Source organism: Streptomyces sp. NPDC107471, from assembly GCF_055582845.1.
In genome coordinates, this window is the sequence record NZ_JBVJPC010000003.1 from 630,002 (window position 1) to 643,416 (window position 13,415).

The window sequence follows — 13,415 nt, forward strand, 5'->3', positions numbered from 1 at the left end:
CGGGGGAGGGCCTGACGGGAAACGCCTCACGGGGTTAGGTTGGGCGTCATGAGCAATCTTGAACGCCAGGCGGTTCCCGCCCTGTGCGGCGGCCTGGGCTTCGTGGTGGCGGAACCCGTGCGCGAACTCCTCAGCCCCCGCCGCGTGCAACTGGGCGAGTCCAGCGAGGTGCGCCGACTGCTGCCCAACCTGGGCCGCCGCATGGTCGGCGCCTGGTGTTTCGTCGATCACTACGGCCCCGACGACATCGCCGACGAGCCCGGCATGCAGGTGCCCCCGCACCCGCACATGGGCCTGCAGACGGTGAGCTGGCTGCACCAGGGCGAGGTCCTGCACCGCGACTCCACCGGCAGCCTCCAGACCATCCGCCCCCGCGAGCTGGGCCTGATGACCTCGGGCCGGGCGATCAGCCACTCCGAGGAGAGCCCGAAACCGCATGCCCGCTTCCTGCACGGCGCGCAGCTCTGGGTCGCCCTGCCGGACGGAGACCGCCACACCGACCCGCACTTCGAGCACCACACCGCACTGCCGCAGATCACGGCGCCGGGCCTGACGGCCACGCTCATCCTCGGCGAGCTCGACGGCGCACGCTCACCCGGTACGGCGTACACCCCCATCGTCGGCGCCGACCTGAGCCTCGCCCGCGGCACGGACGTACGCCTGCCGCTGGAACCGGACTTCGAGTACGCCGTCCTGTCCATGTCCGGCGAGGCCCACGTCGACGGGGTGCCGCTGCTGCCCGGCTCGATGCTCTACCTCGGCTGCGGCCGCACCGAACTCCCGCTGCGCGCCGAGTCGGACGCGGGCCTGATGCTCCTGGGCGGCGAGCCGTTCGAGGAGGAGCTGGTCATGTTCTGGAACTGGATCGGCCGCTCCCAGCAGGAGATCGAACAGGCCCGCGAGGACTGGATGACCGGCTCCCGCTTCGGCGAGGTCAAGGGCTACGACGGCGCCCCCCTGCCGGCGCCGGAACTCCCGCCCCTGCCGCTGAAGCCGCGGGGCCGGGTGCGCTGACATGCCGCACGGCCCCGGGTTCGCGGTGAACCCGGGGCCGTGCGACGGGTGTTCGGATCAGGCGTACGCGTCGAAGGGGATGCCTGATGGCTTGGAGTGGTCGAGGGCGTACTGGAAGTCGCCGTCGTCGATCTTCAGGGTGGCCGAGCCGAAGTCGGCGCCGATGAGCTTCTCCCGGTACCCGGCCGGATAGCCGTTCCAGCCGACGAGGCGCGGGAAGAACCAGCCGCCGGTGGCGTTCTCGGGGGGCTCGTCGCCGCCGGTCGCGAAGCGGAAGCAGTGCGTCGAGATGCCGTCCTTGTGGTAGACGATCTTCGGGTGGGTGCCGTCGAAGCGCACCGACGAGCGGGCGGCCACCTGGTAGCCGGAGTGCTGGGACACCGACACGTACTGCGCCTGGTCGCCGTTGACCCACACCACGACATGCTCCCAGTCGTGGGTGTGCCCGATGGCCGCCGGGCCCAGCGTGGCCTGGTCCTTCTCGAAGTAGCTGGCGTACATCACGGCACACCAGCCGTTGTTGCACTTCGCCCGTGAGTAGGTGTTGGCGTTGGCGAGCTGGGCGTAGTCGTGGCACTTGCCGTTGACGTCGCCGCCGAGCTTCAGCCCGGGGTTGATCGTGCCGTCGGCGCCGATCGCGGCGGTGGCGTAGCAGCCGTCACCGTCGTAGTCGTAGGCGGGGGAGAAGGTCTGCTCCAGGCCGTCGGCGTTCTGGGGCAGCAGGGTCAGGACGTTCGCGTGGGCGCTCGCGGGGAGCGCCACGACGAGCGCCAGCGCGCCCAGGGCCGTGCAGAGGGATCTCAACATGCGCATGCCGTACCCCTGTTCAGCAGTAGAGGTTGCCGCCGGGGCTGACCCCGAGGATCGACGTGAACCGGTTGTAGGCGTCGACGCGGCTCTGCACCTGGGCCGGGTTGCGGCCGTCGCACTCCAGGGAGCCGTTGATGGAGCGGATGGTCTGGCCGAAGCCGGCCTGGTTGACCATGGCGTTGTGCGGGGTCATGGTGCCGGGGCCGGACTGGGTGTTCCAGTACCAGAGCCCGGTCTTCCACGCCACGGCGGAGTCGTTCTGCACCAGCCAGGGGTTGTTGAGCAGGTCGATCCCCAACGCGTCGCCCGCGGCCTTGTAGTTGAAGTTCCACGAGAGCTGGATCGGACCGCGCCCGTAGTACGCCGCCTGACCGGCCGGGCAGCCGTACGACTGGTTCCAGTCGCAGTAGTGCGGGTAGTTGGCGGTGTTCTGCTCGACGATGTACACCAGGCCGCCGGTCTCGTGGTTCACGTTGGCGAGGAAGGCCGCCGCCTCCTGCTTCTTGACCGTGTCGCTGCCGGTGGTGGCGAAGCCGGGGTAGGCGCTCAGCGCCGCGACCAGGCCGCTGTAGGTGTAGAAGGAGTTCCGGCCCGGGAACATCTGGTTGAACTGCGCCTCGCTGACGACGAACCCGGACGGGGTGCTGCCGCCGCCGCTCGCCGGCGCGTTCCACTTCTGGTTGGCGGTACCGGAGCAGGTCCAGATCTGCAGCCGGCTGCCGTTGGCGCTGCTGTTGTCCCGCACGTCCAGGCACTTGTTCGCGGCCGGGTTGACGATGTCGCGGGCGCCGGAGACCACCCACTGCTGGTTGGCGGCGCCCGAGCAGTCCCAGAGCTGGACGGCGGCCCCGTCGGCGGTGCTGCGGTCGGCGATGTCGAGGCACTTGCCGAGCGCCCGCAGCGTCCCGTCACCGGGGTTGGACCAGATCTGGGCGCCGGTGCCGTTGCAGTCGTAGAGCTGGACGGCCGTGCCGTTGGCGGTGGACGCGCCCGCCACGTCGACGCACTTGCCGGCGAGGCCGGTGATGGTGCCGGAGGCGGCGTGCGCGGGGGTCACCGTGAGCAGCGCGGTGAACAGGGCTGCCAGGACGGCGAAGACCGCGACGCGGCCTCTGCGGAGGGATGAGGACATGGGTGGGCACGCTCCTTGAGGGGGGTGGGGGAGGCCGCCCCCCTGGTGCGGAGGGCGGCCGGAACGCGGAGCTCTACGGGTAGCTGGTCAGGTTCGCCACGTTGGTCGAGGAGTTGGAGGGACCACCGGTGCCGTTGACGACGTGCCGGATGGTGCCGGTGCCGCCGAGGGAGACGGTCACCATGCTCTGGAAGCGGACCCCGGAGTTGTTCGGCGCCTCGATGGCCCGTTCCGCGGCGACGCTCGGGTTCACGTTGAAGTAGCAGTAGCTTCCGAGACCGTAGGCCTGGTGGCTGGTGACGGAGTCGGCGACCTTGTAGGCGGCGTAGCCCTGCGTCGAACCGTTCATCCAGGCCGCCTGGTTGGGCGGGTCGTAGGGCATCTCGTTCTGGTAGAAGTACGTGCGGCCGCCGTTGCCGTTCCAGACGGTCTGGTACTTCTGGTAGTGCTCGACGAACAGGCCGTAGGCGGTGACGTTGTCGCCGTTGACGATCAGGCCGGTGTCCGCGGTGTTGGCGGTCCAGCCGACGCCGCTGCCGTGGTCGGCCCGCCAGATCCACATGTGGTCGCCGATGACGTTGTCGCTGTTGATGACAAGGCTGGTGGTCGCCTTGCCGACGCCCGCGCCGCCGACGCGGAAGTACACGTCATGCAGGGAGGTCGGGTTCGCGGCGTGGGAGGCGGCGGAGCCGGCCGGCCCGACCTCCATCAGGGTGGGCGAGTTGGTGGTGCCCGCGTCGAAGAGGACGCCCGCGACCTTCACGCCGTCGACGTCGGCCACCTTCATCGCGGTGACGCCGTTGTCCGGGACGAAGGTGGCGAGGCCCAGGCCGAGGACCACGGTGTCGGCGCGGTTCACCTGGAGCGTCTGGTTGAGGTGGTACACGCCCGGGGTGACGAGGAGGTTCTTGCCCACCGCCAGCGCCGCGTTGATGTCCGCGGCACTCGCGCCCGGCTTCACGACGTAGAAGCTGTCCAGGGACAGGGAGCTGCCCGCCGAGGCGCCGTTCGCCCAGCTCGTGCCCGTCGAGTTGGAGCGCACCGAGGGCACGAACACCTTGTAGGCGCCGTCGGCGTCGACGTACAGGAACGGCTTCTCCCGGCTGACCGGGGACTGCGCGACGGTGGTGTGGGGCGGGTTGGGGAAGGTGGTGCCGGGGACGCCCTGGCTGCCGACGAAGACCATGTTCCAGTTGGCGCCGGTCCAGCTACCGAGCTGGGAGTTGCGGGTCAGCCACTGCTGCTGGCTGCCGGAGTTGACCTGTCCGTCGACCTTCGTGTCGGCGAGCAGACCGCCGCTGGACCAGCCGTTGTCGTCCAGGGCGAGGTTGCCGCGCAGATGCATCCGGCGGTACGCGGCCGCCTGGGATACCGCCCAACGGTCGGCGCCGCCGGTGGGGTTGACGGACAGGTTCTCGGCGCCGCGCCAGAAGTTCTGCGTCGCGTTGCCCTGGAACCAGTCGGCCTCGGCGTGCACCGCCCCGTTGATCGTGACCGCGTCCGGGGTCAGACCCAGACCCGCGACCTGGGTGTAGAAGCCGACGTTGGCGTTCGCGGAGTAGGAGCCGGGCTTGAACAGGACGGCGTAGCGCTGGGAGCCGAACTGGTTGGTCTCCTGCTGCTGGAAGATGGTGTTCAGCCGCGACTGGATCGTCGAGGACGACATCGACGGGTCGAAGACGACGACGTTGGGGCCGAGGTCGGGGTTGGTGGCGGACGGGGTCACGGGTACCACCTGGAAGCGCTGGGCCGCGCTGCCGTTGCACGTGTACTGCACGAACTGCACGCTGTCGGCGGTCGAGGCGCCCGGGTCGTCCAGGCACTTGCCGCTGTTGCGGTTGACGAAGTGGTAGGCGCCGCCGCCGTCGTGGACGGGCAGCCACTGCTGGTTGGCGCCGCCGCCGTAGGTCCACAGGTGCACGGGCGCGTTGTCGGCGGTGGAGACGTCGGCCACGTCCACGACCTGGGAGGTGTTGTTGCGGTTGTCGAGGCGGACGTAGCCGTCGCTGGTGGGGGTGAAGCTCCACTGCTGGGCCGTGCTGCTGTTGCACGCGTACTGCTGGACGACCGTGCCGTTGGCGGTGGCGGCCGCCCTGGCGTCCAGACACCGTCCGCTTGCCGCGTTCATGACAGTGGAAAAGCCGGTGGGAAGCGCGGCGGCCGCCGCCTCGGCGGATGTGGGGACGGCGGTGAGTGCGGAGGCGGCGGCCACCGTGACGAGGGTGGCGGCGCCGGATCTGCGGAGGCGCGTGAGGGTGTGCATGCGCAGGGCCCTTCATGGGGGGTGAGGGTGTCGCGAGGTGTCTGGCTGACCCGTGAACCTAAAGGTATGGACCAATTACGTCAAGAGATGAAGTAAGGTTTGAGAGAAGGGGGTTGGCGCAGGGGAGCGAGCGGACCGCCCGGTGGACACCGCTGACGGGGACGGTCGGTGCGGGAAAACCGCGGCACTTGAGCCTTGGGCGACGCGTGAAGGGATACCCGGCCGGCTGTTGTCGCCGGGAGGGAACCCGCGTTGTGATCGCCGTCGCCGTGTCGCTGCTGCCCGCACTGGGTGTGCTGCTCTACGCCATGGACCGCCTCGAGGACCGGTTGTCGGCCGGATCGTCGACGCCCCGTCATGCGAGGGGGCGTCACCTGCGGCTGATCCGCGGCGCCGACCCGTCCCGCGCCGACCTGTCCCGCGCCGAGCGCAGTCGCACCGAGCGCGGTCGCACCGAGCGGTCGTCCGCGCCGACCCGGCACGGCGGTACACGGCCGCGGCCGCGTCACGGTGCTCCGTCCGATGCCACCGCGGGATCCGCGCCGGGGCCCGCGCCGAGGTCCGCACGAGCGGCCTCCGCGCGCCCCGCCTCCGCTGACTCGGGGGCGCGGCACCGGGAAGCCGGCCGTCGGGCCGCGTGACGCAGTCGCCGGAACAGCCCGCGGCCGGACGGTCGTCGGGACCGCCGTGGTCAGCCTGGGTCCGCCTGGCGGCCGCCCGGCAGGGGTGTCCCGTACGACTCCCCGCCGGAGCCCTGATTGGACGGGCCTCCCGGGGTACCCGCCGCACATGAAGCTGCATCTGCCTGGACGTAAAGAGCACCACGGCAGCGACGAGGCTCCGGAGCGCGAGGTCCCGTCGTCCGAGGAGGTGGGCCCCGGCCCCGCCGTGGAGGAGCGCGCGCCCGACACGCCGTCCCAACTGCCGAAGACGGCCTGGGGAGCGGTGCTGCGGGGCAGCGTGCGGGAGTTCAAGGACGACGAACTGACCGACAGGGCCGCGGCGCTGACGTACTACGGGCTGCTGTCGCTCTTCCCGGCCATCCTGGTCCTGGTGTCGATGCTCGGCCTGACCGGCAAGTCCGCCACGGACACGGTGCTGAAGAACCTCAAGCAGTTCACCCCCGGCTCGGCCCGCGACATCATCACCGGGGCCGTCGAGCAGCTCCAGAACAAGGCCGGTGTCGGGTCGGTCATGGCCGTCGTGGGTATCGTCCTGGCGGTGTGGTCGGCGTCCGGGTACGTGGCCGCGTTCATCCGCTCGGCCAACCGGGTCTACGACATGCCGGAGGGCCGCCCGATCTGGAAGATCCTCCCGGTGCGGGTCGGCCTGACCGTGGTCCTCATGGTGCTCGCCGTCGTCAGCGCGCTGATCGTCGTCTTCACCGGTACCCTGGCCAGCAAGGCCGGCTCGGCGCTCGGCATCGGCGACACCGCCCTGACGGTCTGGTCGATCGCCAAGTGGCCCGTCCTGGTGGTCCTGGTCACGATCATGATCGCGCTCCTGTACTGGGCCACCCCCAACGCCCGGGTGAAGGGGTTCCGGTGGATCACGCCGGGCAGCTTCCTCGCCCTCGTGATCTGGCTGGTGGCGTCCGCCGGGTTCGCGTTCTACGTGGCCAACTTCGCCTCGTACAACAAGACCTACGGCACCATGGCCGGTGTCATCGTCTTCCTGATCTGGCTGTGGATCAGCAACCTGGCGATCCTGCTGGGCCTGGAGTTCGACGCCGAGACCGTCCGGCAGCGGGCGATCGCCGGCGGGCTGCCGCCCGACCAGGAGCCCTACACGGAGCCGCGGGACACTCGGACATGGGACGAGCAGGACCTCCGCAGGCTGGAGGAGCCCGGTCCGGCGCACGATCAGTGACGGAGCCGATCCGATTCTGCCGGCTTATCTCGGGGAGCTTGGGACAACCGCAGGTCATGAGGTTGCTGACGGACTTGCATGAGGTCGACGGAGCACTGACACGCAGTGCCGCCTCCCGGATCCCGCCGGGGGTGGCCAAGGCGTTGTCTGCGGTGGAGGAGTCCGCGGAGAGCACCAAGCTGTGGTGCGGCGCGGCCGCCGTGATGGCGTGGAAGGGCGGCTGGCGGGGGCGCCGGGCGGCGGCCGCCGGAGTGGTGGCTCTGGCGGCCGCCCAACTGGTGTCGAACGGCCTGTGCAAGCAACTGGCCGGACGCCCCAGGCCGCCCGCGGAGTGGATCCCGCACGACGAGGTCGCCGACCGCCCCGACTCCTCCTCGTTCCCCTCCGGGCACACGGCGGCGGCGGTCGCCTTCACCGCCGCCGTCGCCCCGACCTGGCCGGTCGCGGGGGCGCTATGCGCGCTGCCGGCCGCCATGGTCGCCGTCGAGCGGGTGCAGTCGGGCGCCCACTACCCGAGCGATGTCGCCGCCGGCGCCGCCATCGGCGCGGCCGCCGCCTGGCTCACCCGTCGCGCCCCGCGCCTGTTCCTGCGCCACTGGCCGTAGCCGCCCGTCGTGGTCTGTGGGCGTCCGGTTTCGCCCGGGCGCCTGCCGCCTGGCTGATCCGTCGCGCCCCGCGCCTGTTCCTGCGCCGCTGGCCGTAGCCGCCCGTGCCGTCCGTCGTCGCCGTAGCCGCCCGTAGCCGTCCATCGTTGCCGGTTGCCGGTTGCCGGTTGCCGGTTGCCGGTTGCCGGTTGCCGGTAGCCGCCGGTCGCCTGTGGGCGTCCCGTGCCGTCCGGGCGCCCGCCCTCGCGCACGGGTCCGCACACACCAACGGCGCCGACTCGTCGGGAACGACGTCGGCGCCGTACGGGCGAAGTGCAGGAAGTCCGTCCGCGTCGGCCCGCTCGGACCTGCTGAGCGGGCCGACGCCGTGTGCCGGCAGCCCCACACCGCGGGCACACACGGGACAAGCCACCGTGGGCCGCCGCCGCGGCTCCCCAGGGACCCTGACGAGCGGGTAACCCGTATCCCACGAGGTAATCCAGGAGATTCGGGACGGATGGGGCCGGGGGGAGCCGTTGACCGGGGAACCGGGTTCGTCCTACCGTCGTCGCACGAAGTGCCGGAACGTTCCGGCAGAGGAGCGGCGCCTCGCCGCGGAAGCGGAGCGGACCCATGGGCCTGCCGTCCACGGACTGGCTGGTGCGACCTCTCGCACCGATCGACGAAGCCACGGCGGCGGCCGTCCTGGCGGCCCGGTTCGGGGTGCGGGGCACCGTGCGGGACCTGGGAAGCCAGCAGGACCGCAACTACCGGGTGCACGGCGAGTCCGGGCAGTACGTCCTCAAGGTCGCCAACCCGGCCACCGGTACGGCCGAGTTGCGCGCCCAGTGCGACGCCGTGGAGCACCTGGCCCGTGCGCTGCCCGGCGTCCGGCTGCCCCGGGCGGTCCCCGGCACCGACGGGGACGTCGTGCAGCCCTTCCCCGTGGAGGGAACCGACCTGGTCTGTCGGCTGCTGGACTTCGTGCCGGGTGAGCCGATCATGGACAGCCGCTATCTCGCCCCCGCGGTCGTCGCCCGTCTCGGCGAGCTCTCCGGGCGGATCGCCGCGGCCCTCGCCGACTTCACCGCCCCCGACCCGGACCGGCTGCGGCCGTGGGACCTGCGCAACGCCCTCGAGGTCGTCGAGACCCTCGCGCCGCACTGGTCCGACCGGGACCGCGCCGACCGGGTGCTGAGCGCCGCCCGCTGCGCGTACGCCCTCGTGGAACCCCACGCCGGGGAGCTGCCGGTCCAGTTCGTGCACGGCGACATCACCGACAACAACGTCGTCTGCGAGACGGCACGGGACGGCCGCCGGATGCCGGTCGGCGTGATCGACTTCGGGGATCTCGGCACCGGCTGGACCGTGGCGGAACTGGCGGTCACCTGCACCTCCCTCCTGCATCACCACGGCGCCGGCCCCGCCTCCGTGCTGCCCGCCGTCCGCGCCTTCGACGCCGTGCGCCCGCTCTCCGACGGCGAGGCGGCCGTCCTGTGGCCGCTCGTCGTGCTCCGGGCGGCCGTCATGGTGGTCAGCGGGCAGTACGACGTCCTCCAGGATCCCGGCAACGGCTACGCCTCCGCCGCCCTGGACCGGGAGTGGGCCATGTTCGAGTCGGCCGTCTCGGTCCCCGCCGAGGTGATGGGGGCCCAGGTGCGGGAGGCGCTCGGCCGCCCCCTGCCCCAGGTGGCCGTCCGGCCCGCCCACCGCATGCTGCCGGACCTGCCCGACGACATACCGGTGCTCGATCTCTCCGCGCAGAGCGACGACCTGCACACGGGCCGATGGCTGGAGCCGGACGCCGAGGCCGCCCTCACCGCCGGCCGGCCCGCGGTCCGCACCCGGCACAGCGAGTTCCGCCTGACCCGGACCACGATCGACACCCCGGACACCCCGGCGACCTGCGCCCTCGGCGTCGACCTGCACCTCGCCGGCCCCCTGGAGGTGCGCGCGCCCTGGGCGGGCACGCTCACCCGGCACGCCGACGGCACGCTCGCCCTGCGCGGCGAGGGACCCGTGCTGTGGCTGCACGGCGTCGAGGGCCCGCCCGCACCCGGTCAGGTCGCCGCCGGACAGCACCTCGGCACCGTCGCCGAGCGGGACGGCGGACACGTCCTCGGCCTGCACCTGTCGACCCTGGCCGACCGACGGCCCCCGCGCTTCGCCACCCCGGACCTGGCCGCCGGCTGGCTGGCGGTGAGCCCGGACCCGACGCCACTGATCACCGGACAGGAGGCGGGGCAGCCGTCCGCCGACAGGGATCTCCTCGACCGCCGTGACCGTGCCTTCGCCGGCGTCCAGGAGCACTACTACGACGAGCCGCCCCGTATCGAGCGCGGCTGGCGCCACCACCTCGTCGACACCCGAGGCCGCGGCTACCTCGACATGCTGAACAACGTGACCGTCCTCGGCCACGGCCACCCCGGGCTGAGCGACGCCGTGCAGCGGCAGTGGCGGCGCCTCAACACCAACTCCCGCTTCCACTACGGCTCGGTGGTGGAGCTCTCCGAGCGGCTCACCGCGCTGCTGCCCCCGGAACTGGACACCGTCTTCCTCGTCAACAGCGGCTCCGAGGCCGTGGACCTCGCCCTGCGCCTGGCCTGGGCGGCGACCGGGCGCCAGGACACGGTCGCGGTCGAGGAGGCGTACCACGGGTGGACGTACGCCAGCGACGCGGTCTCCACCTCGATCGCGGACAACCCCAACGCCCTGTCCTCCCGGCCGAGTTGGATCCACACCGTGGCCGCCCCCAACTCCTACCGGGGCCGCCACCGCGGCAGCGAGGCCCGGCGCTACGGCCCCGAGGCCGCCGCGCGGATCACCGAACTCGCCGAGCACGGCCACCCGCCGGCCGCCTTCATCTGCGAGCCCTTCTACGGCAACGCGGGCGGCCTCCCCCTCCCCGACGGCTACCTCCGGGAGGTCTACGAGGCGACCCGTGCCGTCGGCGGGCTGTGCGTCGCGGACGAGGTGCAGGTCGGCTACGGCCGGCTGGGCACCCACTTCTGGGGGTTCGAGCAGCAGGGCGTGGTGCCGGACGTCGTCACCGTCGCCAAGGCGATGGGCAACGGGCATCCGCTGGGCGCGGTGATCACCCGCCGGGAGATCGCCGACGCCTACCGCACCCAGGGCTACTTCTTCTCCTCGGCCGGCGGCAGCCCCGTCAGCAGCGTGGTCGGACTGACCGTCCTGGACGCGCTGCGGGACGAACGCCTCCAGGACAACGCCCTGGAGACCGGCGGGTACTTGAAGGCGCGGCTGGAGGAACTCGCCGACCGGCACCCGCTGATCGGCGCGGTGCACGGCTCCGGGCTGTACCTGGGCGTGGAGTTCGTCCGGGACCGGGAGACGCTGGAGCCGGCGACCGAGGAGGCCGCCGCGATCTGCGACCGGTTGCGCGAGCTCGGCGTGATTGTCCAGCCCACCTCGGACCGGCAGTGCGTGCTGAAGATCAAGCCGCCCCTGTGCCTGACCCGGCACAGCGCCGACGTGTTCACGGCCGCGCTGGACGACGTGCTGACCCACGGCTGGTGAGGCGGCGTGCCGGACAGCGGTCCCCGCATGCCGACCGGGCCGGGCGCGCCCGCCACCATCGCCGACGTCGCCCGTCGCGCGGGCGTCTCCAAGACCACCGCCTCGGACGCCCTGCGCGGCCACGGCCGGGTGTCCGACGCCACCCGCCGGGCCGTCCTGGACGCCGCCCGTGGCCTCGGATACACACCCAACCGCAGCGCCCGCAGCCTGCGCACCTCCGTGACGGACACCGTCGCGCTGCACATCCCGGAGTTCCTCACTAGCGCCGAGTACTACATGTCGTTCGTGTTCGGCGTCGCCGAACAGGCCGCGCGCTCCGGGCTGAACGTGACGCTGGTGTCCGCCGGCCGCCTCCCGCAGGCCGACGGGCTGATCCTGTGCGACCCGATGCCGGACAACCCCGTGGTCGACGAGCTGATGAACGCGGGGCTCCCGGTCGTCACGGCCGAGCGCTACGGCGGTGACACCCAGCCCGCCGGGGTGATCTGGTCCGACCACGGGACCTCGCTGACGGAACTCCTCGACCACCTGCGCGCGCGGGGCGCCCGCCGGCCCGCGTTCGTCGCCTCCGACACCACCGCCGACTGGGCCCTCACCCTGCAGCGCACCTACGCGCGCTGGTGCGCCGGGCATGCCGTCCAGCCATTGCTGCGCAAGGCCCCGTTCGGTGCCGCACCCGAGGTGCTCCGGGCCGTGGTGGGGGAGTTGCTCGCCGGGACGCCGGAGACCGACGCGATCGTGTGCGCGGCGGACGGGGCCGCGGCGGCCGTCCTGCCCGAGATCCGGTCGGCGGGCCGGGTCGTGGGCGAGGACCTGCTGCTGGCGTCCTGCGTCGACAGCCTGGCCATGCGGACCGCTGAACCGCCTATCACGGCCATTGATCTGAGACCCCGTCACATGGGTGCGGAATGCGTGCGGTTGCTGTGCGGGATCCTCGCCGGCGAAGTGCCGGCCGGCACCGCCCGTACCGTGGCCATCGGCGTGAACGTCCGGGCGTCCACGTCCCCGTGAGCGCCGGGCCCCGCGCTCAGCGCCCCGGTGCCGGTCCGCTGCTCGCGCGGACGACCAGGTCGACGGGGACGAGCGAGGCGGGACGGGGCGGTTGCGCCGAGGCGTCGATCCGGCTCAGCAGGAGCCGCAGGGACCGGGTGCCGATCTCCGCGAAGTCCGTGCGCACGGTCGTCAGCGGCGGCAGCAGATGCGCCGCCTCGGGGATGTCGTCGTAGCCCACCACACTGACCGAGTCCGGCACCGGGCGGCCCGCCTCGTGGAAGGCGTGCAGCACACCGAGGGCCATCTGGTCGTTGGACGCGAACACCGCGGTGACGTCCGGGCGACGGGCCAGCCGGCGGCCCAGGTGGTAGCCGGACTCGGCGCTCCAGTCGCCGAACAGCGGCTCGGGGACCGGTGCCCCGGCCGCCTCCAGCGTGGTGCGCCAGCTCGCCAGCCGCTGGTCGGCGGAGGTCCAGCCGCGAGGCCCCGCGATGTGCCGGACGGTGGGGTGACCGAGCCCCAGCAGGTGCTCGGTCGCCTTGCGGGCACCCTCCCGGGAGTCGCCGGTGACCTGCTCGCTCTCGGGGTCGAAGCCGTTCTCCAGCACCACCAGCGGGATGTCCAGACGGGCGTCCGCCAGGGCGTGGCCGACCCACAACTGCGGGGCGATGGCGATCACTCCGTCCGCGCCCTCCGCCGAGAGCCGGTCGACGGCCTCGACGACCGTGTCGGGCTCGGCCGAGTCCAGCGCGATGGAGCTGACCAGATAGCCGGCCTGCTGGGCGGCGGTGTTGATGGCGGTCAGGATCGCGGCCGGTCCGTAGCGGGCCGCGTCGAAGGAGATCACCCCGAGCATCCGGGTCCGGCCACTGGCCAGGGAGCGGGCGCTGCGGCTGGGCCGATAGCCGAGGGTCCGCATGGCCGTCAGGACCGCCTCGCGGGTCTCGGGACGGACCGACGGATGTTCGTTGAGCACCCGGGAGACGGTCTGCTTGGAGACACCGGCCAGTCGGGCCACGTCGTCCATCACCGGGCGCGAGCCGGCGAAGTTGCGGCGGCTGCGCCCCTTCGGCACGGCTCCCTCGGCGGCGCTTGGGGTCATGGTGACGGTGTCCTCGACGTGGTGGTGGCGGTGGTACGGCGGTCCCGGCCCGCCCGGGGAGCACAGCATAGGCGGGCCGGGACCGGGGGCGGGGCGGCCGACGGGGCCCCG

Annotated in this window: 9 protein-coding genes; 5 read left to right on the plus strand and 4 right to left on the minus strand. The window is 72.4% G+C overall.

What is annotated here, in order from left to right:
• The first annotated feature begins 48 nt into the window (after positions 1-48).
• Positions 49-1,014, plus strand: coding sequence for a pirin family protein (locus ACZ66S_RS12390; protein ID WP_469901443.1), 966 nt, complete (start codon positions 49-51; stop codon positions 1,012-1,014).
• Between the two features lie 57 nt (positions 1,015-1,071).
• Here ACZ66S_RS12390 and ACZ66S_RS12395 read toward each other — a convergent pair whose 3' ends face one another.
• From ACZ66S_RS12395 to ACZ66S_RS12405, 3 genes are all read right to left on the minus strand, one after another.
• The gene (locus ACZ66S_RS12395; RefSeq protein WP_469901444.1) at positions 1,072-1,827 is read right to left on the minus strand and encodes an NPP1 family protein; all 756 of its coding nucleotides are present in this window, start codon (positions 1,825-1,827) and stop codon (positions 1,072-1,074) included.
• Between the two features lie 13 nt (positions 1,828-1,840).
• Positions 1,841-2,956, minus strand: a complete 1,116-nt coding sequence (locus ACZ66S_RS12400) for a glycoside hydrolase family 19 protein (protein WP_469901445.1) — start codon at positions 2,954-2,956, stop codon at positions 1,841-1,843.
• 73 nt (positions 2,957-3,029) lie between these two features.
• Positions 3,030-5,219 (minus strand): RICIN domain-containing protein, encoded by a 2,190-nt coding sequence (locus ACZ66S_RS12405; RefSeq protein ID WP_469901446.1) that lies wholly within the window; start codon positions 5,217-5,219, stop codon positions 3,030-3,032.
• A gap of 789 nt (positions 5,220-6,008) precedes the next feature.
• Between ACZ66S_RS12405 and ACZ66S_RS12410 the strand changes: the two genes are divergently transcribed.
• The 4 genes from ACZ66S_RS12410 (at position 6,009) to ACZ66S_RS12425 (ending at position 12,220) form a co-directional block, all read left to right on the plus strand.
• A complete protein-coding gene (locus tag ACZ66S_RS12410; protein ID WP_469901447.1) occupies positions 6,009-7,088 on the plus strand; it encodes a YihY/virulence factor BrkB family protein in 1,080 nt (359 codons plus the stop codon).
• 74 nt (positions 7,089-7,162) lie between these two features.
• The gene (locus tag ACZ66S_RS12415) at positions 7,163-7,693 is read left to right on the plus strand and encodes a phosphatase PAP2 family protein (protein ID WP_469901448.1); all 531 of its coding nucleotides are present in this window, start codon (positions 7,163-7,165) and stop codon (positions 7,691-7,693) included.
• A gap of 612 nt (positions 7,694-8,305) precedes the next feature.
• Positions 8,306-11,209, plus strand: coding sequence for an aminotransferase (locus tag ACZ66S_RS12420; protein ID WP_469901449.1), 2,904 nt, complete (start codon positions 8,306-8,308; stop codon positions 11,207-11,209).
• A gap of 27 nt (positions 11,210-11,236) precedes the next feature.
• Positions 11,237-12,220 (plus strand): LacI family DNA-binding transcriptional regulator, encoded by a 984-nt coding sequence (locus ACZ66S_RS12425; protein ID WP_469901450.1) that lies wholly within the window; start codon positions 11,237-11,239, stop codon positions 12,218-12,220.
• A gap of 16 nt (positions 12,221-12,236) precedes the next feature.
• Here ACZ66S_RS12425 and ACZ66S_RS12430 read toward each other — a convergent pair whose 3' ends face one another.
• On the minus strand, positions 12,237-13,304 hold the full coding sequence (locus ACZ66S_RS12430) for a LacI family DNA-binding transcriptional regulator (RefSeq protein ID WP_469901451.1): 1,068 nt from the start codon (positions 13,302-13,304) through the stop codon (positions 12,237-12,239).
• Positions 13,305-13,415: the final 111 nt, after the last annotated feature.

Bases quoted from the DNA above. Each gene is read 5' to 3' on its own strand.
- ACZ66S_RS12420 (WP_469901449.1), top strand. From the start codon at position 8,306: ATGGGCCTGCCGTCCACGGACTGGCTGGTGCGACCTCTCGCACCGATC.
- ACZ66S_RS12390 (WP_469901443.1), top strand. From the start codon at position 49: ATGAGCAATCTTGAACGCCAGGCGGTTCCCGCCCTGTGCGGCGGCCTG.
- ACZ66S_RS12410 (WP_469901447.1), top strand. From the start codon at position 6,009: ATGAAGCTGCATCTGCCTGGACGTAAAGAGCACCACGGCAGCGACGAG.
- ACZ66S_RS12430 (WP_469901451.1), bottom strand. From the start codon at position 13,304: ATGACCCCAAGCGCCGCCGAGGGAGCCGTGCCGAAGGGGCGCAGCCGC.
- ACZ66S_RS12395 (WP_469901444.1), bottom strand. From the start codon at position 1,827: ATGCGCATGTTGAGATCCCTCTGCACGGCCCTGGGCGCGCTGGCGCTC.
- ACZ66S_RS12400 (WP_469901445.1), bottom strand. From the start codon at position 2,956: ATGTCCTCATCCCTCCGCAGAGGCCGCGTCGCGGTCTTCGCCGTCCTG.
- ACZ66S_RS12425 (WP_469901450.1), top strand. From the start codon at position 11,237: ATGCCGACCGGGCCGGGCGCGCCCGCCACCATCGCCGACGTCGCCCGT.
- ACZ66S_RS12405 (WP_469901446.1), bottom strand. From the start codon at position 5,219: ATGCACACCCTCACGCGCCTCCGCAGATCCGGCGCCGCCACCCTCGTC.